The sequence below is a fragment of the Mesorhizobium sp. B2-4-12 genome, from assembly GCF_006441575.1.
Lineage (GTDB): Bacteria > Pseudomonadota > Alphaproteobacteria > Rhizobiales > Rhizobiaceae > Mesorhizobium.
The window spans coordinates 16,181-39,633 of sequence record NZ_VFVC01000017.1 but is presented as its reverse complement, the minus strand read 5'-3'; the positions used below and the strand labels follow the sequence as shown (position 1 = coordinate 39,633).

At 62.6% G+C, this 23,453-nt stretch carries 12 protein-coding genes and 1 tRNA gene; 5 read left to right on the top strand and 8 right to left on the bottom strand.

Going from position 1 to position 23,453, the window contains the following annotated elements; all coding sequences use genetic code 11:
* Positions 1 to 172 precede the first annotated feature (172 nt).
* Positions 173 to 781, top strand: coding sequence for an EF-hand domain-containing protein (locus FJ934_RS12610; RefSeq protein ID WP_226890602.1), 609 nt, complete (start codon positions 173 to 175; stop codon positions 779 to 781).
* A gap of 342 nt (positions 782 to 1,123) precedes the next feature.
* On the opposite strand, the gene FJ934_RS12600 is transcribed toward FJ934_RS12610, so the two are convergent.
* Entirely contained in the window at positions 1,124 to 1,390 is a 267-nt protein-coding gene (locus tag FJ934_RS12600; protein WP_140609946.1) for a hypothetical protein, read from the bottom strand.
* A gap of 522 nt (positions 1,391 to 1,912) precedes the next feature.
* Here FJ934_RS12600 and FJ934_RS12595 point away from each other — a divergent pair.
* Positions 1,913 to 4,117, top strand: a complete 2,205-nt coding sequence (locus FJ934_RS12595) for an adenylate/guanylate cyclase domain-containing protein (protein ID WP_140609945.1) — start codon at positions 1,913 to 1,915, stop codon at positions 4,115 to 4,117.
* Positions 4,118 to 4,200: 83 nt separating this feature from the next.
* Here FJ934_RS12595 and FJ934_RS12590 read toward each other — a convergent pair whose 3' ends face one another.
* The 3 genes from FJ934_RS12590 to FJ934_RS12580 all read right to left on the bottom strand — a co-directional run bounded on the left by FJ934_RS12590 (position 4,201) and on the right by FJ934_RS12580 (position 6,711).
* Positions 4,201 to 5,103 carry a FecR domain-containing protein gene (locus FJ934_RS12590; RefSeq protein ID WP_140609944.1) on the bottom strand — a complete coding sequence of 301 codons (903 nt, stop codon included), beginning with the start codon at positions 5,101 to 5,103 and terminating at the stop codon, positions 4,201 to 4,203.
* Positions 5,104 to 5,251: 148 nt separating this feature from the next.
* Positions 5,252 to 6,052, bottom strand: coding sequence for a DUF2182 domain-containing protein (locus tag FJ934_RS12585; RefSeq protein WP_140609943.1), 801 nt, complete (start codon positions 6,050 to 6,052; stop codon positions 5,252 to 5,254).
* Between the two features lie 32 nt (positions 6,053 to 6,084).
* Entirely contained in the window at positions 6,085 to 6,711 is a 627-nt protein-coding gene (locus FJ934_RS12580; protein WP_140609942.1) for a DUF1326 domain-containing protein, read from the bottom strand.
* Positions 6,712 to 7,091: 380 nt separating this feature from the next.
* Between FJ934_RS12580 and FJ934_RS12575 the strand changes: the two genes are divergently transcribed.
* Together FJ934_RS12575 and FJ934_RS12570 are read left to right on the top strand one after the other, a co-directional pair.
* Positions 7,092 to 7,165 (top strand) — tRNA-Cys (locus tag FJ934_RS12575).
* Positions 7,166 to 7,320: 155 nt separating this feature from the next.
* Entirely contained in the window at positions 7,321 to 9,006 is a 1,686-nt protein-coding gene (locus FJ934_RS12570) for a hypothetical protein (RefSeq protein WP_140609941.1), read from the top strand.
* A gap of 468 nt (positions 9,007 to 9,474) precedes the next feature.
* Here the strand turns inward: FJ934_RS12570 and FJ934_RS12560 are convergent, their stop codons facing one another.
* A complete protein-coding gene (locus tag FJ934_RS12560) occupies positions 9,475 to 10,161 on the bottom strand; it encodes a D-lyxose/D-mannose family sugar isomerase (RefSeq protein ID WP_140609940.1) in 687 nt (228 codons plus the stop codon).
* 188 nt (positions 10,162 to 10,349) lie between these two features.
* Between FJ934_RS12560 and FJ934_RS12555 the strand changes: the two genes are divergently transcribed.
* The gene (locus tag FJ934_RS12555) at positions 10,350 to 11,408 is read left to right on the top strand and encodes a D-TA family PLP-dependent enzyme (RefSeq protein WP_140609939.1); all 1,059 of its coding nucleotides are present in this window, start codon (positions 10,350 to 10,352) and stop codon (positions 11,406 to 11,408) included.
* 69 nt (positions 11,409 to 11,477) lie between these two features.
* Here FJ934_RS12555 and FJ934_RS12550 read toward each other — a convergent pair whose 3' ends face one another.
* From FJ934_RS12550 to FJ934_RS12540, 3 genes are all read right to left on the bottom strand, one after another.
* Positions 11,478 to 12,230 (bottom strand): heme ABC transporter permease, encoded by a 753-nt coding sequence (locus FJ934_RS12550; protein WP_140609938.1) that lies wholly within the window; start codon positions 12,228 to 12,230, stop codon positions 11,478 to 11,480.
* Positions 12,231 to 12,461: 231 nt separating this feature from the next.
* The gene (locus FJ934_RS12545; RefSeq protein ID WP_140609937.1) at positions 12,462 to 14,234 is read right to left on the bottom strand and encodes a glucan ABC transporter ATP-binding protein/ permease; all 1,773 of its coding nucleotides are present in this window, start codon (positions 14,232 to 14,234) and stop codon (positions 12,462 to 12,464) included.
* A 371-nt stretch (positions 14,235 to 14,605) separates the two neighbouring features.
* A complete protein-coding gene (locus tag FJ934_RS12540; protein ID WP_140609936.1) occupies positions 14,606 to 23,209 on the bottom strand; it encodes a glucoamylase family protein in 8,604 nt (2,867 codons plus the stop codon).
* Positions 23,210 to 23,453: the final 244 nt, after the last annotated feature.

Here is a 23,453-nt window from a genome sequence, read left to right as displayed (position 1 = left end):
CTTTTGTTCGCCTGCGGGGTCGGCGCCAGCGGACTTCAACCGATCATGTAGGAATAGAGGCCCGCTTCCTGGCCGTGACGTGCGGCTGCTGTCGGCACAGTATGTTGAAGCCTATACCCCTATGGTTCGTGTAACTTCATCGTGACCCGATCTCCAGGGAGGAACAATCGGAATGAACTCCAAGTTGGGGCCAGCCAATCAGCTTGAGGCAGACCACGACCAACCAATGGAGCATGTCATGAGATTTCCACGCTGCACGACCACCGCGGCCGCCGCTTTTATGTTAGCGACCTTCCCTGCGCTCGCCCAGACGAACGGAACACCTGCACCAACCCCGGCGACCACCCAACAGCCCGGTGCCGGGCAACTGCCGGATGTGAACGGACAGGCGGGTGGGCCGACGCATGAAATGATTCGCCAGATGATTGAGCAAGCCGTCCAGGAGAGGATGCAACAGGATCGGAGCTCTAACGAAGGTAACAATCGGCAACAGGAAGCTTCCCGTCATGGAGACGGTTGGCGGTGGCACCGCAATGGCGGCCCAGTCGGTGAGCATGGAATGGTCGGAAATCATGGTCCTCGCATGATGCGCGGCACCGGGATGCGACTTGTACTCGCGCTTCTGGACACGGATGGTGACGGATCGCTGTCCGAGAACGAGGTCCAGGAGGCTGTCGGCCGAATCTTCTCTGCAATCGACCAGAACGGTGACGGGAAGATCGACATGGATGAAATCCAGTCCTTCTCGCATGGCTCTGGGGGTCGGGAAGAAATGCCGTAATTGGCTGGTGTCTTAGCTTGATATCCGGCTGGTCAAAAAGCGGCTCCGAATGGGTCGGAGTTTGGCGAACGCCACAGGCAACATGGGGCGCTTTGGGGAGAGGCAACACGGCCGTGGGCGTGTTCTCTCCCCGAACCCGCTGCGGGTTCCAATCGCCCATTCCAGTGACCTGGGGCCAAGTTGAGCGGGGCGGCCGGCCAGATGCGTTCATCATGGATCATTCGTTCAAGGCGGTCATCCGTAAAGCAACCTGATCGGGCGAGGCCCGGGCCAGCCGTCGGGACTCACAGAGACGGTCGGGCCAGCCCATCACCGACAAACCGCCCCTCAAGAACTGCAGTCCTACTTTACCAGCAGCGCGCCGTGTTTCGCCCAAAGTTGCTCACATTGCTTCGCTCTCAAGCTTGGCGCTCCCGCAACTCCATGGAAGATTATCGCAGAACGAACGTCGTAGCCCAATACCGACGCGTTTGCTATAAACTGAACTGCCTCTCCAAGACGGCGAAGTTCAAGGGAAGCTTCTTTCTTGTTCGCTGCGTCGAATACACCAAGGACCTGCACTTCATCATCGCGTGAGGCCAATACGGCAGCCATGGCCTCGTCACTCATCACCCCCACGACTGTTCACGCGGTTGCTGCTGAAAAAACCCAGCGCTACCCAGTACGCTGATGCTCGAGGCATGCCGGCAACGGTTTCTTCTTTCATCGTCGCTGGCTCTTGCCGCGAGCCAAATAGCGGCAGCCTTTGTCAGACCAATGAGGCACTCACCTGCAAACTCGGCCGGTTCGTCGGTTGTAGTGTCGAATACCGCCCATGTGCCGCAGGGTTCCAGAACGGGTAAGAATTTCATATTAGTCTCCGCTAATTTTCATCCCAACATTAGCGGAACCACTTTGTTCCTGGAGCTTCGATGCCGTGCTCGCCCGTACCCGTCTCGAAGGACCGGCAGCGAAGGGCCTCCCGGGCGAGCGGTCGCGCCAGCGCCGCAACTGCATTACTCCGCTGGGCGGTAAGGTTGGCGATTGCGCATTCGCCGGGAACAATGCAGCCTAGCCTCAAGGCTCGAAAAGCTATTCCCGGAGCGGGACCATGCAGCAAGGATACGCGGCACAACAATTGATGCAGCAGTCATGACCCGCTCCCAGTTGGCCGGCGTCATCCTGGGCTTGTCCCTGGTGGCAGCACTTACCGTTGTCCGGGCGATCGATCCGCAGCCGTTGAGACTCGCCCGCGAAGCCACATTCGACCAATATCAGAGGTTGGCACCTCGCAGCTTCGAACCGATGCCTGTCCGCGTGGTCGACATCGACGAAGCCTCATTGCAGCAGTTCGGGCAGTGGCCGTGGCCCAGGAATCGCATGGCTGCTCTGGTCGAGAAACTGACGGAGCTTGGTGCGGCAGCCATCGCGTTCGACATCCTTTTCGCCGAACCCGATCGTTTGTCGCCTCGCAGTGTTGTCCGCGAGGTGCCGGGCATCGATCCTGCCCTGCTCGATCGCCTGCCCGATAATGATGAAATCTTCGCCCGATCGATCGCCGGCAAGCCGGTTATCCTGGGTTACGGCATCTCCAACGAAGGGACCTATCGGCCGCACATGAGGGCTGGCATCGCCTTTACGGGCGAGAGCCCGATGGAGGCTCCCCCTCATATCAGGGCAGCCACACCGCTGCGGCCGCAGCTCGAGGCCAACGCCGCCGGTCTCGGACATATCAGCCTCAATCCGGGCAGATCGACCGCGGTGGTCAGGGCAGCTCCACTCTTTCTGACCGACGGCGAGCAGCTTTATCCGAATCTTGCCCTCGAAGCCATGAGGGTAGCGCAGGGCGCATCCACCTATCTGATTGCCGGCGTGCCGGATCGGCAGGGCATAATGACATCCGTCAAGATCGGCGACTTCGTTATCCCGGTGACCTCGGCCGGCGAACTCTGGCTCTATGTCAGTCCCGACAGGCCGGAACGATATGTTTCTGCGAAGGACCTGCTCGCACTCGCCGGCGTCTCACCCAAAACAAGGGCCGCCATCGAGGGCAACATCGTGTTTGTCGGCACTTCCGCCGCCGGCTTGCAGGATATTCGTGTCACGGCACTCGGTGAGAACGTGCCCGGTGTATCGCTCCACGCGCAGATGGTTGAACAGATCCTGTCCGGGCATTATCTGTCGCGGCCCGACTGGGCAAACGGGCTGGAAATCGCGTCCATCGCGATCCTCGGCACCCTTCTGGTGTTTCTCACAATTTTCGTGAGCCCGGCGATTGCGCTCGCCTGCGGCCTGGCGATCACGGGCCTTGCGCTCGTCGCATCGTGGCTTGCCTTTTCGCTGGCCGGACTGCTGTTCGATCCATTTGCGCCGATCGTCATGGGCACGATCACGCATTTCGCGACAACCTCTTTCCGCTTCCTGGTGACCGACCGGGAGCGGCGCGCGATCCGGCGGGCCTTCGGCCAATATCTATCGCCATCGCTTCTCTACCGCATCGAGCACACGCGCAACGCACTTCGTCTTGGCGGAGACGACCGCGAGCTGACCGTGATGTTCGTCGATGTGCGAAACTTCACTGAGATCAGCGAAAGACTGCCGCCCACCGCCCTCGTGCGGTTTCTGAACACGCTTCTCGACGCGCTCAGCCGTCATGTCACCGCCAATGAAGGCACACTCGACAAGTTCATCGGCGACTCGATCATGGCCTTCTGGAATGCCCCGGTCGACGTCGCCGATCATCCTGCCAAGGCCGTTCGCGCGGCATTGGCCATGCGCGAGACGATGGCCCGCCTCAACGAAAGCGATGCATTCGGATTCGGGGCCGGGCAGACGGTTCGCATCGGTATCGGAATCCATACCGGCATCGCCTGCGTCGGAAACATGGGGGCGGAGTCGCGATTCAACTATTCGGCCGTTGGCGACGCGGTGAACATCGCAGCGCGTATCGAGACAGCGTGCAAGACGGTGAGTTTCGACATCCTCGCGTCCTACGACACAGCAAGATCGCTGCCCGGCTGGGCGTTGCTCGAAGCGGGATCGCTGGAGCTCAAGGGAAAGAGCGCTAGGACGAGAATCAATGCCGTTGTCGGCGATGAAAATGTTGCGTCGTCGCCGGATTTCGCGGAATTGCGGCTTCTCCACGGCAAACTCATCGAGGCGTTGCATTCGCGCTCGCCAGGCAGCCGAAAGATCATAGCGGCGGCCAAAGCCAAGGCCGCGGGGCTGCCGGCAGACTTGCAGGACTTCTATGGCCGGATATCGCGCAGACCGGATGATTTTCTTGCCAAACGGGCGGGAGCAGCGGTGGAGGCGAATGCCGGCTATGCGGAGCAACAATTCGGCTCCGGTTCCTGACCTGCATTCAAACAGGGCCGTTGACCGCAGGACTCGCTGGCCAGCGAAGTCGAACACCAGACGCGCGCCAAGAAAAAGAGCGGCTATCCGTCGCCCGTGCCGTTCCCATTGCCCTTGCCGTGGCCGTTGGATTTTCCGGGATTGCTGCCATCATGCTTGCCTGGATCATTTCCATGGCCGTTGTTGCCGTCATCGGTGTCGCCATGCGGTGGGTCCGGCGGACCGGGTGGGCTAGGTGGGCTAGGCGGACTGGGCGGAGTGGGCGCCGGTGAGTTGCGCTGCTGCGGCCGCGCCCTATCCTCTTGCTGACTGGCTGCCATAAGCCCGCAATTTCCGAGTGCGGCAAAGCCTCCCGAAAGCTGCTGATTGCCTGTCAGAAACGGCAATGCCCGCAAGGTGCCGAGTGTGCTGAGCACAGACCGATTGACCTTGGTAACATCGGTCATTGCGCCTGATGGCGTCGCGACCACACAATCGCAGCGCCGCTTCAGTTCCCTGCATCTGCCGCCGCTGCAGAATCTGGCCGCCCCCTTCAGAAGCACGACGGCGGTTTTGCCGTTGGGCGCGATGTGGACATCGAATGCTGTTCCCCGCACGCCTATCGTGCCTGCAGGCGTCACGATCTGGTAAGCTGACGAAGGCGAGCTTCCGCTTATCCAGCGAAACGTTCCCTTGGCAGCGCGGATGGTCAGGTTCTTGACCGAATTCTCATTGTTGAAGACATACTTGTCGATGACAACGGAAGAACCCCACCCTACCGCCAGCTTGGTGCCATCCAGGAACACGAATTGGCCAAGCCCGGTATTGGATGTGCTGATACGTTCGTCCCGATAAACGGGTGCACTGACCACCAGCGGTCCGGTTGCGCCGGTAACGGCAGTCTTGATCACGACCGCTTGGCCCACTGCTTCGGCGGCCATGGTCGGCGTCGCATTGCTGAACATCGCGGCCAGCGCGGCAATAGCAGCCCACCTCAAGGACGGCATGGCATCCCCCTGCAACGCCTTTGTTAGCACATGCTTGAAAAGCTGTCTCTACAGCAGGGCATAGATCAATTTAAATTTAAGTAGAATATGCCTCTTCCGCTTAGGAATGCTCGAGCCAAGCGGCGCGGTGGGCGCATCAAGCCGTTCGTCAATTCATTAACATGGCGTGCACTGCCGGAAACGTCGGCAACAGTTGTGGAAAGACCAACACCGCCGCGCCGTAAAGCAGCAAAGCGGTGCCCGATAGCTTTGCTATCCTCTCTCCTGCCGGGAAGGTCTTTTCCGCAAAGATCAGCAAGGTGAGCATAGCCATCGCAGCAATGTTCATGATCCCGAGAGGAAAAAGGGCAAGAAACAAGAGCCAGCAGCAGCCCAGACAAAAGAGCCCATGCTCCCATCCCATGCGCACCGCGCCCCAATGTCCATCGCGCCATGAGGTGAGGATGAAACTCATCGGAGTACGGCATTTGGCCAGGCAGAGATCCTTGAGCGGCGAAAGTTGATAGGCGCCGGCAATGATCAGCAGCACGCCGCCGATGCGGGAGGCGGTCGCCGCGGACATTCCTGTATGCGTTGCAATCTTCTCCGCGCCAGCCGCGCCAGCAAAGACAAGCACGCCCGCCGCGCCCCAGACCAGCATGTAGCCCCCCATGAATACCCAGGTTGAGACGAAGGTCTCACCGCGCCCCTGCCGACCGGCCTGGACCTGGTGAAACGTCAGGATCATGGGGGCGGCTGTCGGAAACATCATGGCGGTCATCATAATGATCCAGACTGCAAGGAACAACGGCGCATTCATGCCCATGGTGGGCGTTTTCATTTCCATTGGCATGTCTATGCCAGTCTGCTGCCAGACGAGCATGGCCCAAGCTGCCGCCGCGATAGCGATCAACAGCGCGACAATGATGTTTCGCTGCAGCGTCAGCGATGGAGTTCCCGCATTGGCCATGGGCGAGCCCCGTTCCGATATGGGAGCGCGGCCTATTGCTGGCCGGACCAGTTGATCGGCGCGTAATGCCCGTTTCGGCGGGAATTGTCCCAGCGCATGCCGTGGTCGCCGAACGTGCTGCCCGGCACGCCCATCGCCATACCAAGCCAGTCGGGATTGACGGGATGGCCGGTCGCGGCCCACATCTCGCCGTCCTCGCGCATTGTCGGCAGTGGTTCGACCGCCATCTGCATGACACCCGGGATTTCCACCGACCGCTTCTTGCCGTCGATCTGGTACTTGATCGGCACCTTCCTGACTCCCAGGTTCGTGCCGATCAGAGGCGCGAGCATAGCCAACGGACCGCCGGCGGCGCCGGTGAAGATCGCGCCCAGCGCCTCCATCTGCCCTTCATCGGCCCGTTCGTCGATATAGGCGGCAGCCGTCCAATTGCCGTCCGCCATCGGACCCGGAGTGTGGGCAATCATCGCAACGTTGAGGCCATCCAATCGAGCGTCACCGTAGTTGCCCGTATCGATATGGAAGGCCATGGCGACATCGCAAACGCCTCGCGTCGGCCTTGATGTCAGCTGCGCGTTGGGCGACATCAGGCAGGGACATACGACGTCGCAGCTACAATTCTCGAAATAGTTTCCAGACAATTGCCAACCGGTTGCCATTGGCTCCTCCCCATCGTGAGGCGCGTCGGCGTATCGCCGCTTTCTTGGCAGGTGGCGCCGCTTCACCTCCATCGGCGAGCGGCTAACAGGCCAACACAGCGAACGATCGGCGCGCTAGACCAGTCAATTCAGGCTACATCGTTGCCCGGAAGTGTCAAGCTGCAACCGCCACCAGACCCCGGCGCGTGCTTGATCAGTTTGTCCCGTCGCATGTCCTGACGCGGCCCGCACCCTCTACACAGAATGGCCGTGGACAAGCAGCAGGACGCCTTGCACAAGATGAGCGACAGGTCCGACGAAGGCGACATTCTGGGCCAAATGCCTGTTGCGCCCTTCAGCAAAGTTGACGAGTGTTTATGGGGTGGTCATAAGAGCAACATGGTCTGAGGGCGGGACGGTGACGCATCGGTCTGCAAAACCGACGTAGTGGGTTCAATTCCCACTCAGACCTCCATTTTTAAAAAAGCCGCCCGCGCCTACAGCCGTACCTCTCAAACAGTGGCGATTGCACTCTGGGCGTTTGCCATGCCTGGAGATTTCGGCACACATTGTTGGTGACGAAATCTCTCCGGAACTTGGCTGCCTGCCAACAAGAACTAACGAGACCCCATGGACCGCTTCGACCTCGGCACCTACCGCCGCCCCATCTCTACCCGCTCCGCCGAAACCCAGCGCTGGTTCGATATCGGGCTGAACTGGTGCTACGGCTTCAACCATGAGGAAGGCATCAGGTGTTTCGAGAAGGGGCTGGAGACGGATCCGGACTGCGCTTTTGTTCATTGGGGCATCGCCTATGCCGCCGGGCCCTTCTACAATCTGACCTGGAAGGAGCATGGCGAGGCCGAGGCGAACAATGCGACGAAGCGTTGCTTCGAGCATGTCCAGTTGGCGCGCGCCAACGCGGCTGGCGCCAGCGACGTCGAAAAGCGGTTGATCGAAGCGCTGGCCTGTCGCTTCCAGAAGCCGCAGCGGGTGACCCCGCAGGAATTCGAACAGTGGGATGATGCCTATGCCGCCGCGATGCGGCGCGTCTACCAGGATTTTGCCGACGACCATGATGTGATGGCGCTGCTGGTCGAGGCGCTGATGATGCGCACCGTCCGGCGCCTATGGAACCTCAAGACCGGCGCGCCGGCGCCGAATTCCGATGTCGTCGAGGCGCTGGAGGTCTGCGAGCGGTCAATCCGGCTCGCCGACGAAGCCCGGGCGACCCAGCATCCGGCGATCCTGCATCTGCACATCCATCTCCTGGAAATGTCCACCATGCCGGAACGCGGCATGCGCTCGGCCGACCTGCTGGGCGAAATTTGCCCCGATGCGGGGCACATGAACCACATGCCGGGGCATATCTATGTGCTGTGCGGCGAATACGAGAAGGCGAAGTTGGCCAGCGAAAAGGCTGTCCGCGCCAACGACCTCTATCTCGCCTATGCCGATGAGCCGACCTACTACCTGCTTGGCTGCTGCCACGATCTGCATCTGATGATGTTCACCTGCATGTTCCTCGGCCAGTACCGGCCGGCGCTGTGGGCCGCCGACAAGGTGCGCAGCCTGGTGACGCGCGATGTGGTCAGCCTGCCCGATCGGCCAAAGCTCACCCAGACGGTGGAAGGCTATCATGCGATGAAATCGCATGTGCAGGTGCGCTTCGGCCGCTGGCGGGAGATCGTGGACGAGCCGATCACCGCGGAGCCCGGCCTCCACGTGCTCACGGCCGCCATGCAGCATTATGCCAAGGGCGTCGCGCATGCGACGTTGAAAAACTTCGCTGAGGCCGAGCGTGAGCGCGACCGATTCCACCAGCATATGGCGCGCATTCCAGTCGAGCGGCGTTTCCTCAGCAACCCGACCCGCGCCTCGCTCGCCGTGGGCGCTGCCTTGCTTGATGGCGAGCTTGCCTATCATCAGGGCCGGCATGAGGAGGCCTATAGGCATCTGCGGCAAGCGGTCGAGCTCGACGACAATCTGTCCTACACCGAGCCGTGGGCGTGGATGCACCCGCCGCGCCATGCGCTGGCGGCGCTGCTTCTCGACCAGGGCTACGCGCAGGAGGCCGAACAGATCTATCGCGACGATCTGGGCTTGAGCGACAAGGTGCAGCGCTGCGCGCAGCACCCGGACAATGTCTGGGCGCTGCACGGTCTGGTGGAGTGCCTGAAACGGCGCGGCGAGAGCGACGAGTTGCCGGCACTGCAGGCAAAGCTCGCCACGGCGATGGCCAAGGCCGACGTGCCGATCAGTTCGTCATGCCTATGCCGGACGAGCGTGCAATCGGCGGCAAGCTGCTGTCTTTGAGGCTACCGTAGGCGCCTCGCCGGCAAGCTGCTTCACTCTGCCGATCAGGCCAGGCTCACTGACCTGCTTTCCTCAATTACCACAGAGCAGTCTATCTCATCATGAAGTGGGGCGTGTGGGTCAGGCGTGAGCCAGGAAGCGTACGACCGAAGCCGCTTGAGCCTGGCTGTTTTCTCGAGCCGCGCCTGGCGCTCATCGTCGGCTGGTTGGCTACAAGGCGGCCTTTTGTTCCTCTCGGCAGGATACAGCATTCTCGACTCTCCTCGGTCAGAGCCCATAGAGAGGCCAGATCAATGAGGGTGTTGGCCCACTTACGGGGATGGGACCACCTTTTTGCTCCGGGTCCCCGCTCCCCACCTGGGCCGGATACCACCACAGACGCGGACGAGAGTCGCCATCCATTTTGATGAGACTGCCGCAGGTTGCTGCCATTAAAGCTGCCGGGAGGCGGCCGCTGCCGGCCTTGCCTTATCTCAGCCACTTCTCATAGTCGGCCACCAGCAGATGCAGGGGAGCGACGTCCTCTTCGATGTTGGAGAAGCGGCCGATCGGCTCGCGGAAGACATTGTCGGTGAGATCGTCGTTGACGGTGGAGACCTCGCCGATCAGCACGTCCTTGCCTTCGGCCCAGAAGGCGTGCCAGACGCCCGGCAGCAGCGTGACGCTCTGGCCCGGGTCGAGTTTCAACAGTCCGCCCGCCGGAAGCCGGTGGATGGTTCCGTCGACGGGTACCGATACTTCGGCCTTGGGGTCGATGCCACCGTCACGATCGTGCATGAACAGTTCCAGCACCAGCTTGCCGCCGCCACGATTGATGATGTCCTCGGCCTTGATGTTGTGGCGGTGCATGGGCGACAGCTGGTCCTTGCGCGAGATCATGATCTTCTCGGCATAAAGCATGCCCATGCCCTTCTTCATATCCTCGTAACGGCCGTTGCGGACGGTGAACAGGAACAGGCCGAGTTCCTTGAATTTCTCCTGGCCATAGTCGGTGATGTCCCAGCCCAGCCGCGAGGTGTGGATGGCGGAGGAGTCAACTTGGCGCGCCTTCATTTCCTCCGGCGACCAGTAGGCGAAGGGCGGCATGATGTAGCCGAACGAGCGTATGAAAGCGTCGGCTTCGCGGATGATTTCGTTGATGGCGGAGCGTTTCATGATCGTGACCCCTTGGCGTCGACTTGTCTGGAAAACCGCATAGCCGAACGCGGGTTCGGTGTCGATCCACCCAGCCGCCTGCCCTGCCTTGCACCGTGAACGGATGGCCTACCGATCCGGTCGGCTGGCCGCGTGACACAGCGTGCTTTCAGGCTCATAACCCCTGTGAATTTTCATAGGGATAGCCGATGCCGACGATCCACGACCTCGATACGCCGTCGATCCTGATCGACGCCGCACGCGCCGAAGCCAACATTGCCCGCGCGCAAGCCCATGCCGAGAAGAACGGGTTGAAGCTCAGGCCGCACATCAAGACCCACAAGCTGCCCTATTGGGCGAAGAAACAGGTGGCGGCGGGGGCCGTCGGCATCACCTGCCAGAAGATCGGCGAGGCCGAGGTGATGGCCGATGCCGGTCTCACCGACATTTTTCTCCCCTACAACATTCTCGGCCGCGCCAAGCTGGAGCGGCTGAAGGCGCTGCACGGTCGCGTAACGCTGTCGGTGACGGCGGACAGCATGGATACGCTGGAGGGACTCTCGGCAACTTTCACCGATGCCGGCCACCCTCTGCCGGTGCTGGTCGAATGCGATACCGGCATGGGCCGCTGCGGCGTGCAGACGGCCGATGAAGCGGTTGCGCTGGCGAGGCTGATCGACAAGGCCGGCGGCCTCGCCTTCGGCGGGCTGATGACCTATCCGGCCGCCGGCCGGGCAGCGGAAGCCGAAGCCTGGCTTGCCGACGCCAAGCGGGTGCTGGCCGCTTCGGGTCTCGCCTGCGAGCGCGTTTCGAGCGGTGGCACGCCGGATATGTGGCGCTCCGCTGCCGCATCCGTCGTCACCGAATACCGGCCCGGCACCTACATCTATCTCGACCGCTATCAGGTCGCCAAAGGCGTCGGCACCTTGGACGATTGCGCGCTCACGGTGCTGTCGACCGTGGTCAGCCATCCGACGCCGAGCCGCGCCATTCTGGATAGCGGCAGCAAGGCGCTGTCCAGCGACACGCTGGGGCTGCCCGATTTCGGCGAGTTGATGGGTGTCCCGGGGGCGCGGGTGACGGGCCTCAGCGAGGAGCATGGCACGGTCACGCTGTCGAGCGAGGCCAGGCTGCGCATCGGCGAGCGCGTGCGTGTCGTGCCCGATCATTGCTGCGTGGTCACCAACCTCTTCAACGAGGTCAATCTGGTCGACGGCGAGAAGGTGCTCGATACGCTGCCGGTGGCAGCGCGCGGGCTGATGGGATGAGATGCCGGACGACCTCGCGGGTCGCGGAATTCATCACAACGCTGGCGCTGGGAAGAGACTCGGCGTGCGTCAGTTGACCTGCCGCGCCGCCACTCGCCGCATGGCGATGATCCGGCGGCGGCGGATTTCGGTGCGCATCGCCATCAGGTGCAGGGCGAAGAACAGCACGGTGAAGCCGAGTGCCATCGCCAGCAGCGGCCACAGCATAGAGGGATCGATGGTAGAACCACCCATGCGGAACACCGAGGCTGGCTGATGCAGCGTGTTCCACCAGTCGACCGAGAATTTGATGATCGGGATGTTGATGAAACCAACCAGCGTGATAATGGCGGCGGCCCAGGCGGCGCGTCCGGCATCGTCGAGCGCGCGGGTCAGCGCGATAATGCCGAGATACATCAAAAACAGCACGAAGACCGACGTCAGGCGGGCGTCCCACACCCACCAGGTGCCCCACATCGGCTTGCCCCAGATCGAGCCGGTGATCAGCGCCAGCGCGGTGAAGACGGCGCCGATGGGTGCGGCCGATTTCAGCGCGACATCGGCCAGCGGATGGCGCCAGACCAGTGTGCCCAGCGCCGAAACCGCCATCAGCGTATAGCACATCATGGCGAGCCAGGCGAAAGGCACATGGATGTACATGATGCGCACGGTGATGCCTTGCTGGAAGTCTTCCGGCGCCGTGAAGCTCATATAGAGCCCGACGGCAAGAATGAGTGCGGCGATCGCCGCCAGCCATGGCACAAGCCTGTCTGCCAGCGCGACGAACCGCGTCGGGTTGGCAAGATCGGTCCAGCCGCTCAGGCGTGAAGTGGTATCACTCATGCCGCCTTACATAGACCGCCGGCGCGTTTGGAGCAATCGAGCGGCGGTGTCGCAGGCCTTGCCTTTTCCCGGGATCGGCGCGCAGCGCCGAGATGGATGAGGGGTGCTGGAAGGAATGAGGCGATGGAAATTCTATGCGGACTTGGGTTCCGCCAGCTGGAGCCCCCCTCAGCCGTCGCCTTCGGCAACGCCTTCTCCCCAACAAGGGGAGAAGGAAGAACCATCATCTGCTCAGGCAGCCTCGCCCTGCACGGAGCGGCTGAGGCGGCGGACTTCCTCGTCGTTGAGAAGGCCGCCCGCGCGCAGCAGGCTGGCAAAGCGGCCGTTGCGCAGCGACAGTTCGGCAAAACCACCCATTTCGACCACCCTGCCCTTGTCCATGAACACGACCAGATCGGCGTCGCGAACGGTGGTCAGGCGATGGGCGATGATGAAGGTGGTGCGGTCTCGCCGCAGCTCGTCGATCGCTTCCTTGACGCGGTCCTCGGTCTCGACGTCAAGCGCGCTGGTCGCCTCGTCGAGCACCAGGATCGGGGCATCCTTCAGCACGGCACGGGCAATGGCGATGCGCTGGCGCTCGCCACCCGAGAGCTGGCCGCCGCGCTCGCCGACCACCGTGTCATAGCCATTGCTCTTGGCCAGGATGAAGTCCTGGGCCGCGGCCGCGTCGGCCGCCGCATGGATCTCGTCATTGGTGGCGTCGGCACGGCCGACGCGAATATTGTCCTCGATCGAGCGGTTGAGAAGCCCGGCATCCTGGAACACGGTGGCAATCGAATGGCGCAGTGACTTGCGGGTCACGGTGCGGGTATCGATGCCGTCGATCAGGATGCGGCCGCTGGACGGCGAGAAGACACGCTGCAGCAGGTTGATGAGCGTGGTCTTGCCCGCACCCGTCGGTCCGACGATGGCAACCGTCTGGCCAGCCTGAACCTCGAAAGACACATCACTGACGCCCTGCCCCGAATTGGCGAATTCGAAGCTCACATCCTCGAAACGGACATGGCCGGTGACGTTGGCGAGGTCACGCAGGCCATCCGGCTCGGCGGCATCGGCTGCCGAGTCCTCGAGCTTGTAGAAGTCCTCGAGCTTGGCGCGAGCCTCCGAGATCTGGTTGGCGAAAGCCGACATCTGGTCGAGCCGCGAGATCAGCAACGTGGCGAAACCGGTAAAGGCGATGACATCGCCGACGCGCAGCTGGCCATGGGTGACCAGATAGGCGCCGATCAGAAGCACCACCATCATCGAGATTGTCGATGACAGGCGATTGAGCGCGTTCGCAATGGCCCACCAGTCGAGCACAGGGTTCTGCGCATCAAGCAGGTTCTTGACGTAGCAGCGCAGCGTCTCGGCCTCATGGCCAAGACGGTTGTAGCTCTGGAGAACGGCGACGTTGCTCACGGAGTCCGTCACGTGAGCGAACACCTTGTGGTAGTGGCGCTCGACAGCGGCCTGACCCTCCTTGGTGCGCTTCATGACCAGGCGGCCTATGCCGACATAGAGGACACCGAGCGCAAGCAGTACCCCTGACATGCGCACATCCATGCTGATGGCGGTCGGAACCAGCAGGACGAGGGCAACAGCCGTGGACAAATGCTGGCGCATGAATTCGAGCCAAAGGCTGAACAGCGTCTCGACGGCACGCAGCAGCGTGTGCAGGGCGTTGGAAGTGCCGCGCTGGTGATGCCAGGCGAGCGGCATGGTGATGACACGCTCGAACGACTCGCACAGAACCTGGCTGCGCCGGGCGTGGGCAAAGCGGTCCGCGCCGCGCGCCACCAGAACGAAGGCGACCACGTTGAAGGCGCCCAAGGCGGCCCACACGGCAAGCGTGGAGAATACCGAGCCATGCGCGGAGATTGCGTCAATCACCCGGCCAAACAGGATCGGCTCGAGAATGGCGACAGCGGCAAGGGCCACGTTGGCCGAACAAATCAGCGCGACGCGCTTCTTGTCGGCGGCCAGATACCCCAGCGCTCTCCAATAGATCTGCAGAAGTGACACTTCAGCTACTCCGCCAACTCTCTATTGTGCCCAATACCAATATTGTGCACTGCACCATTTCCCGACACGTAACGGCTGACGCGTCGCAAAACAATGCTCGTCTATCGCTTCCGTTCCCATTTAGCGAACAAAAGATGACGACGATACGAAATCTGACGTGATCACCTAACAGTTTGAGATAAAAGGTGAAATGTCAGCCTTGCGGCAAAATCATGGCAATAGACGAGCACTGCCACATTTTTGAGCACAACAGGCCTGCGCAGTCGGATCGGGCGTGTTTAACGGACACCGTCACAGATCGGACGCAAGTAAACAGGAAGCGGTTTCGCGCGCCCCGGAGGACGCGCGATCTTTTGATCTAAGCTGTTGATTTATGCCGGTATCTTGACGATGACGTCGATTTTACCACCGGCTTTGGGCTCGAAAGACGCCGACTTTGTTTTCGCGCCATCGACTTCAAGCGAGATCATCTTGGTCTTTTTATCGCGAACGACGTGAACCTTGATCTCGGCGCCCAGCATCTTGAGCGAGGCTTCATAGCCATCCCAATGGCTGGGCAGTTTGGGCCGGAACGTGATCTGCTTTCCGCGCCGCTCGATACCGAGGATGCCTTCGACCGCAGCGCGGTATAGCCAGCCGGCCGAGCCTGTGTACCAAGTCCAGCCGCCACGCCCGCCCTTGTCACCAACAGCACTGCCGTCTCCGGCATAGATATCGGCGGCGACCACATAGGGCTCGACGCGGTAGTGCTCGGCCGAAACCTCGTCGAATGCGTGGTTGACCGGGTTCAGCATCGAGAAGCAGCGATAAGCTTCGTCGGTCAGTCCCATCTCCGCGAGGGCGATGACGAACCAGGTAGCGGCGTGGGTGTACTGGCCGCCATTCTCGCGCACGCCGGGCGGATAGCTCTTGATGTAGCCGGGGTCCTTGTCCGTCTTCGAAAAAGGCGGCGTGAACAGTTTGACGATCTTGAGCTGGTCGTCGACGAGCAGGTTCGTCGCCTGCTGCATCGCCGTTGTCGATCGCGCCGGGTCGCCCTCGCCCGAAAGCACGCTCCAGGACTGGGCGATGGAGTCGATCTTGCACTCCTGCGACGTGCGGGAACCCAGCGGCGTGCCGTCATCGAAACTGCCGCGCCGATACCATTCGCCGTCCCATGCGGTGCTTTCAAGAGCCCGCTTCAGGACCTCGGCATGCTTGGCCCAGGCCTGGGCGCGCTTGCTGTCGCCTTCGCTCTTGGCGACGGCGGCGAAGTCGCCCAGCGTCTTCAGCAGGAACCAGCCCAGCCACACGCTCTCGCCCTTGCCGTGCTCGCCGACACGGTTCATGCCGTCGTTCCAGTCGCCGCCAAGGATCAGCGGCAGACCGGCGGGACTGCTGCGCTTGATGGCCAGGTCGAGCGCACGCGCGCAATGGTCGTAAAGCGACACCGTCTTTTTCGATATTTCCGGGGTGAAGAACGCGTCGTGCTCGCCCTCGCCCAGCGCCTGCCCATCGATGAAAGGCAATTGCTCCTTCAGGATGCCGGCGTCGCCGGTCACCGAGAGGTAGCGCGCCGTGGCGTGGGCCAGCCAGACCACGTCGTCGGAGATCATGGTGCGCACGCCGGCTCCGGTGCGCGGCAGCCACCAATGCTGCACGTCGCCTTCCGGGAATTGCCGCCGTGCGGCGTTGAGGATCTGGTCGCGTGCCAGCGTCGGATCATGCGCCAGCAGTGCCAGCGTGTCCTGCAACTGGTCGCGGAAGCCAAAGGCGCCGCTTGCCTGGTAAAAGGCCGAGCGGGCCCGGATGCGGCAGGCAAGGCTTTGATAGGGCAGCCAGTGATTGACCATGGCATCGAGCGCCTTATCCGGCGTCTCGACCTGGATGGTGTCGAGGAAGCCGCGCCACTCGCGCTCATTGTCGGCCAGGCGCTGATCGAAATCCTTGCCCCGATGCTTCTGCACCAGGGCACTCGCATGAGCCGAGGACTCGGCATCGCCGAGCAGCCAGAGCAGCGTGACGTCGCCGCCGGCGGGGATTTCGATGTCGCGGGCAATCGCCGCGCAAGGATCGTCTCCGGCTTCGACGCGGCCCGACAGCGCCGCACCACTCAGCACCGCCTGCGGCAGTTCGCTGGAACCATGCCGGCCGAGGAACTCCGAGCGGTCGGCCGTCACCGAATGGACGCCGGCATCGGCGGCAAGGAAAGCCACCCGCTCGCTGAAATCGAGCCCGTAGGGGTTTTGCGCCAGCAACGCGCCGGTCGCACCGTCGCGGGAGGGGACGATGGTTGCCGCGGTGCGGGACCGATGCCCGCCAAGCACCCATTCGGCATAGGCATAGACGCGCAGCCGCGCCGGCACCGAGCCAGAATTCTGGATGCGCAGCCGTGTGATCTTCACCGGATCGACCGGATCGACGACATGGGTCAGGTCCATCGACAAGGCCCCACGCCTGGCGCGGAAGGTCGAGAAACCCTGGCCGTGCCAGGCTTCGTAGGTCACCGAGGGATCGCGCACCACCGCGGCTAGCGGCGAGAACGCCCGGCCGCTTGCCTGATCATAGATGTAGATGCCCTCGCCCGGCCGGTTGGAAACCGGATCATTGGACCACGGCGTCAACTGGTAGTCGCGGCTGTTGCGGCTCCAGGTGAAGGCAGCCCCCTCGGCCGAAGTGTGGAAGCCGAAAGAAGCGTTGGAGACGACATTGATCCAGGGCTGCGGTGTGGTGCGCCGGCCTGCCAGCCGCACCACATAGTGCCGCCCGTCGCCGTCGAAACCGCCGAAACCATTCCACTGGCTGAGGCCGGAGCCATCGGCGCTGGCAACCGTCACGGCCTGCGAGGCATGTGCATGCGCGATCGGAGCCGTCGCTTGAATTTCGCGCGGAGCCAGCAATCCGGCCGGCACCAGTCCGTCGCGCGCCTGCAGGGCAGCCGCCTCGGCCCGCTCGATCTGATCGAAGATGGTGCCGTTGCGCGTATGCAGCACCACCCGGGCAACGGCGAGCAGCGTCTTGTAGGTGGTTTCTTCCATCAGATCGCGGCGCACCGCGAAGATGTGCTGTCTCGGCCCAAGCTCCTTGCCGCGCAAACGGCTGTTTTCGCACAGCGTCTCGACCGCACGCTGCAGATCCTGGACGTAAGACGAGGCCTGCTCGTTGACGACGACGAAGTCGATCATCATGCCACGGGTGCGCATATATTCCTGGAAGCGCAGCGCCTGGGCAACGATCTCCAGGTCGGCCACATCGCCGATCCTGACCAGGAAGATCGGGAAATCGCCCGAAATGCTGGTCGGCCACAGGCTTGACTGCTTGCCGAGGCCGGAGGCGATGGATTCGGCCGGCAGGCGCAGGAATGAATCCGGATAGATCAGATAACGCGCCAGTTTCTGCACGTTGGCGGCATCGGTCAGGCTGAGGCCCATATGGCGGGTCTGTACCTGGCTGCGCGTCCAGGCGAGCATGGCCTGGCGGGCAAAGCTCTCCTGATGGTCGAGCCGGTTGATGGCTTCCACCAGTTCGGCGCGGTTGGCACCGACCACGGTCCAGAAGGTCAGCGAGATCTTCTTGTTGGCGGGCACGCGCACCTGGCGGCGCAGCGAAGCGATGGGATCGAGCGTGAAACCGGAATGGCCGCCGAGCCTGGCGCCTGGATCGAAGGCGGCTGCGTCGACGATGGTGCGGCCTCGGCCAATGAAGGCGCGCCTGTCGGTCTCGGCCTCGGCATCGCGCGCTGGCCCCGACGGATCGGTGACGAAATGCACCAGGGTGACATCGGGCTCACTGGTTTCACGCTTGCGGCGCGTGGCGAAGATCGCGCCATTGTTGGCGGCGATTTCCGTCTCCACAAACATCTTCGAGAAGGCCGGATGCGCGTTGTCGGAGGCCTCCGAACCCAGCACCAGCTCGGCAAAGGACGTCACTTCGATATGACGGTCAGCGGGGCCCTCGTTGAAAATTGTGACGCGCCGGCCTTCGCCATTGCCTTCGGAGATGACGATGCATTCAACCTCGGAGCGCAGCGTGCCGACCGTTTTGACGAAGCTCGCCTTGTCGTCGGAAAACAGGGTCTGCGTTCTTTCCTCGATCGCACGCTTGGGCTCTGACGTCGCCGACCACCAATCGCCTGTGGCTGCATCACGCAAGAAGATATAGGAGCCAAGCCGATCCTCGACCGGGTCGGGTTGCCAGCGGGTGACGGAAAGATCGCCCCAATGACTGTAGCCGGAGCCCGTCGCGGTGACCATCACCGAATAGCGGCCGTTCGACATCACATTGGTGGAACGCAATGCCCGCAAGGGATCGAGCACGATGCGGGTGTCGGGGCTCTCGGTTTCGGTCTCGTCCTTGGCGCGCTCGTCCGCCTCGGTGCGCACGGTCGCCGTCGGGATATCGCGCGGCGCCCTCTCCTGCAGCAGCAGTTCAGCCGATTCAATCACCGGATCGCTGTGGAAGCGATCGCGCAGGCGGCCTTCGAAGATGGCGTCGGCGACGGCGGCGATCGACATGCCGGAATGGTGGGCCATGTAATTCTGCACCACGGCATGATTGGTGCCTTCCGGCACGCGCTGCGGCGTGAAGTCGACGGCATCGTAGTAGCCATGGCGGCCAAGCGCCCCGATCTCGCGCAGACGCGCAAGATTTTGCACGGCTTCCCGCGGATTGAACTGTGCCGCCAGGATAGTGGCGTAAGGCGCGATCACCGTGTTCTGGCCAAGGCCGCGCTTCAGGCCGAGGCCCGGCACGCCGAAATTGGTGTACTGGTAGGTCAGTTCCCGGTCGCGGGCGTTGTAAGCCGCCTCCGAAATGCCCCACGGCACGTTCTTCTGACGGCCATACTGGATCTGACGCTTGATGATCAGCTTGCTGGTCTGGTTCAGGATACTGCCTTGCGGCTCCTTCATCACCAGCGGCGGCATCAGATACTCGAACATCGAGCCCGACCAGGACATCAAAGCGCCCTGGAAGCCGATCTCGACGATCGGGCGGCCGAGCCGGAACCAGTGCTCGGTCGGCAGGTCGCCCTTGGCGATGGCGAACAGGCTGGTCAGCCGCGCCTCGGAGGCAAGAAGGTCGTAGCAGCTTTCGTCGAGCTGGTGTTCCTCGACCCGGTAGCCGATCGACAGCAGCTTGCGCTCCGGCCGCATCAGGAAGGCGAACTCCATCTCGAAGGCGAAGCGGCGCGTGCGCTCGCGCAGGGTCAAGAGCTTGGCGCGCAGTGCTTCGACGGCGTTGTCGTCGCTGTGGGCGTCGTGGACATGCGCCTCGCACGTGGCTTCCAGCCTCGCCGCCCAGTCGACGATGACGTCGCTCTGGGCCGATGCCGCCTCGGTGTGGATGGCGGTGGCCAGCTTGCGGATCTCGCCTGCCAGAACCGCCAGGTTGATGGTGCGGATCGAGGCCATTTCCGGTTGCGCCTTGATCGTGTCGACGGCGCGCCGCATGCCATCCAGGCGGTCAACAAGACGCTGGCGCAGAGGCCGCAGCTGGCGGCGATCGTCGGGCAACTCGTCCAGGCTTTCGCTGAGAATGGTCACCGTGTCGAGAATGCCTTCGAAATCGCCCTGGAGATGGACGGAAGGCGCTTCCGCCCACTCGGCACAGGCAGCCGCCACCGCCACGAGATGGCCGGCGAGATTGCCGCTGTCGACGGCCGAAATATAGAGCGGGTAGAGCGGCTTCAGCGTCGTGGTGTCGTACCAGTTGAAGAGATGGCCGCGGTTGCGCGGCATGCTCTCTATGGTCGTCATCGTCGCATCGATGCGGGTGATGGCATCGGACAGGCTGATCCAGCCGAAATCACGCGCCGAGACGATCGACAGAAGATAGACGCCGATATTGGTCGGCGAGGTGCGCGGCGCCACGACCGGTGCCGGGCTTTCCTGGAAATTGTCGGGCGGCAGATTGTGATGCTCTGCCGTGACGAAGGTCTCGAAATAGTGCCAGGTGCGCCGCGCCACCGTGCGCAGCGCATGGATATCGGCCTGCGATATGCGCAAGCGATCCTCGGTTTCGGCCGAGCGGCTGATCCAGCTGGCGATCGCCGGCGAGCCGATCCAGAACAGGGCGAAGAAGAAGGCGACGAAGGCACCGGTGGAATCGGCCAGCACCGGAATGGCGAGGCCGACGAAGCCGATGATCACGGCGCCATACATCATGCCATAGTAAGAGCCGACGTCGTTGTCGCCGGCCTTGTGCGCCTGCGAGGCGGTGCGCCATTCCAGGAGGTTCTGGCGGCTGACGAACAGCCGGTAAAGCGTGCGCACGATGGCGTCGCCCATCATCCAGGCATTGTGCGCCATCAGCACGATTTTCAGCGCCACCATGGCGGTGCCGAAGGCGACGTCGCGCGCGAGCGCGGAGAAATGGCCGCGCGGCGTCTGGTCGCCGCTCTTGGGCAGGATGGCGTTGACCACGTCGAAGGTCGGTGCCATGAACAGGCTGAGGATCAGCAAAGCCTGCCATTGCGCGGCCTGTGTGAAAGGCAGCAGCGTCCAGCCGGCGATCGCCGCCATCACCCAGAAGATCGGTGTCAGCGAACGGCGCAGATTGTCGACCATCTTCCAGCGCGACAGGGCCGGAACGCCCGAACGCGGATCGAGGATGAAGCCCAGCAGCTGCCAGTCGCCGCGTGCCCAACGATGGTGGCGAGAGGCGTCGACCGAGTAGCGGGTCGGGTAGTCCTCGACCAGTTCGACGTCGGTGACCAGCGCGGCGCGCGCCAGCGCGCCTTCGAGCAGATCATGGCTGAGGATGGTGTTTTCCTCGATGCGGCCCTGCAGGGCCGCCTCGAAAGCGTCGACATGATAGAGGCCCTTGCCGGTGAAGGATCCGTCGCCGAACACATCCTGATAGAGATCCGAGACGGCGAAGACATACGGGTCGAGGCCGCGGTTGGCCGAGAAGACGCGCTGGAAGAACGAAGCCTCGTCGCCACTGGTAAGCGAGGCGGTGATGCGTGGCTGCAGGATCGTATAGCCAGCGGTGACGACGCGCTTGGTCGCGTCGAAATGCGGGCGGTTGAGCGGATGGCAGAGCTTGCCGACAAGGCTCGATACGGCATCACGGGTGGTGCGCGTATCGGCATCCAGCGTCATCACGTGGACGACTTTTTCCGGCAGCGGCACATCGAGCGGCAGGAATGTGGTGTCACTGTCGCCGCGCAGCAGCAGGTCGAGCTCGTGCAGCTTGCCACGCTTGCGCTCCCAGCCCATCCAGGACCCTTGAGCCGCATTGAAGAGCCGGCGGCGGTGCAGGATGTAGAAGCGCGGCGCGCCTTCCGAGGGATAGCGGGCATTGAGACGGGCGATCTCGGCGCGGGCATATTCGAGGATTTCGGTATCCGCCGCATCGATCTCCATCTTACTGTCGGGCCAGTCCGACAGCAGCGCGAAATGGATCTCGTCCGCCAGATTGGCAAGGTAGTGCACTTCGATGTTGCGGATGTTTTCCTCGACATCGTCGCGCGATCCGATCAGCGACGGCACCACCACCAACGTGCGCGCTTCTGGCGGCACGCCGTGCCTGTAATCATAGCCAATCAGCCGTGTCGGCTTGAGGAACAACGAGACCACGGTATTGAAGAAAGCGAGTGCGCCCTCGCTGGCCGGCACGGCGAACAGCGCCAGCATCAGCACGATCGACGGCACCGACAGGCCGAGATTGGCCAGCGCATTGCCCGAAAGCACGAGCAGCAGCACGGTCAGCGCGAAGACCGGCAGGACGATGCCAAGCCATCCGGTCTTGGCGAAGGTCCGCTTGACCGTCTGGCTGACAGTCGGCCGATAGCCGATCGCCCTTTCCAGCTCCAGCCGGCGCGGGCCAACGAGATAAAATCCGACATCGGTATGGGCGGATGCGACAGGGGCATCACTGCCTTCGCTACCGACTGACGTGGTCTCACCGACGGCATGACCGGCCAATTCTATCGCCTTTTCGGCGACGCGGTATTCCGACAGGCTCGAGCGGCGCGCCAATTCCTCGATCGCGGTCCGGTATTGGTCGCGCGAGAAGAAGTCGAGCGCGGCGAAATCGGTGCGCTCGCGCAGCACGGTATCGATGCGGCTGACGCCTTCGAACCACACCGTCCAGTCGACGTCGTTGATGAGGCGCAGGCCGCGGATGATGTTGCCGGTCGTCACATTGCCGCTGGACAGCGTGTGATGCTCGGAGATGATGATCTCCTCGGCATCGGAGCCGGTCTTCTCAAGCTCGCCTTCCAGCCATTCCAGCGCCTTGCCGGCGTTCTGCGATCCATCGCGCAAGCGATAGAGAAGCTGGGTGGCAAAGGTGGTGTCCTGCGCGTGCATGCTGAAATTGGCCAGGATCGCCTGCCGGTCAGCGCTGTCGTCGGTCGCCAGCACCTTGTCGGCCACATCGTTGGCGATCTGGCGCATCTGGCGGGTGCGATTGACCCTGACGGCCAGCCGGCGGAGATTTTCGATCAGCACGAAGCGCAGAAGCGACGGCAGCGCCCAGAGTTCACCGATCTTCAGCGGCTCGACCGACTGAAAACCCTGGACGATCGCCTTGAACATCGTCGCCGAGACGGAACTGTCCGAATGCGCCACATAGGTCCAGGCCAGCGCCAGCGCGCGCGGCACGGTGCCGCCATCGGGCAGCTTCAGCGTCGGCAGCTGACGATAGAAGCGGCGCGGCAGGTCGCGCTTGACCTGGAAAATGGTCTCCTCGACCAGATAATTGTTGTCGAGCAGCCATTGCGCGGCCGGAGTGATCGTCTCGCCCTTGGCTTGCGCCGCATTGGTCGAGCGATAGACTTCGAGGATCTTCTTGGCGCTGTCGCGGATACGGGCCTGGAAATCGAATGGGATGAGGCCGAACAGGTCGGCGAGGTCCCCCTTTGCCAGGCTTTCGCCAAGCAGCCGGAGGCGTTCCTCCGGCAGGAATGTCGATCTTATCGGCTCTTCCGTGATGACCGGGAAGCTCGCGCTCGTCTTCTCGATCTGGGCTGGGTTCGTCTGAATATTCATTGAAAATTCCGTAAGCGGAGCACTCAGCGGCGTCACCGCCACGGCAATGGCCCTAAAACCGATTCAAATGCAATTGGTTGCATAGTCCCACTTGCCGAAAGTTTGTTTCCGCACCACGACAGGGCGTCATCTCTCGACAAGATTCTAAGACGAGCGCCCCTCCCTCCCGTCGGCACTGATCGGCGGCGAGGATTCAGGCTTTTTCGTGGTGCCGCCGACAGCTTACGCTATATTTCGCCGACAT

Bases quoted from the DNA above. Each gene is read 5' to 3' on its own strand.
- FJ934_RS12600 (WP_140609946.1), bottom strand. From the start codon at position 1,390: ATGAGTGACGAGGCCATGGCTGCCGTATTGGCCTCACGCGATGATGAA.
- FJ934_RS12540 (WP_140609936.1), bottom strand. From the start codon at position 23,209: ATGAATATTCAGACGAACCCAGCCCAGATCGAGAAGACGAGCGCGAGC.
- FJ934_RS12550 (WP_140609938.1), bottom strand. From the start codon at position 12,230: ATGAGTGATACCACTTCACGCCTGAGCGGCTGGACCGATCTTGCCAAC.
- FJ934_RS12555 (WP_140609939.1), top strand. From the start codon at position 10,350: ATGCCGACGATCCACGACCTCGATACGCCGTCGATCCTGATCGACGCC.
- FJ934_RS12585 (WP_140609943.1), bottom strand. From the start codon at position 6,052: ATGGCCAATGCGGGAACTCCATCGCTGACGCTGCAGCGAAACATCATT.
- FJ934_RS12560 (WP_140609940.1), bottom strand. From the start codon at position 10,161: ATGAAACGCTCCGCCATCAACGAAATCATCCGCGAAGCCGACGCTTTC.
- FJ934_RS12580 (WP_140609942.1), bottom strand. From the start codon at position 6,711: ATGGCAACCGGTTGGCAATTGTCTGGAAACTATTTCGAGAATTGTAGC.
- FJ934_RS12590 (WP_140609944.1), bottom strand. From the start codon at position 5,103: ATGCCGTCCTTGAGGTGGGCTGCTATTGCCGCGCTGGCCGCGATGTTC.
- FJ934_RS12595 (WP_140609945.1), top strand. From the start codon at position 1,913: ATGACCCGCTCCCAGTTGGCCGGCGTCATCCTGGGCTTGTCCCTGGTG.
- FJ934_RS12570 (WP_140609941.1), top strand. From the start codon at position 7,321: ATGGACCGCTTCGACCTCGGCACCTACCGCCGCCCCATCTCTACCCGC.
- FJ934_RS12610 (WP_226890602.1), top strand. From the start codon at position 173: ATGAACTCCAAGTTGGGGCCAGCCAATCAGCTTGAGGCAGACCACGAC.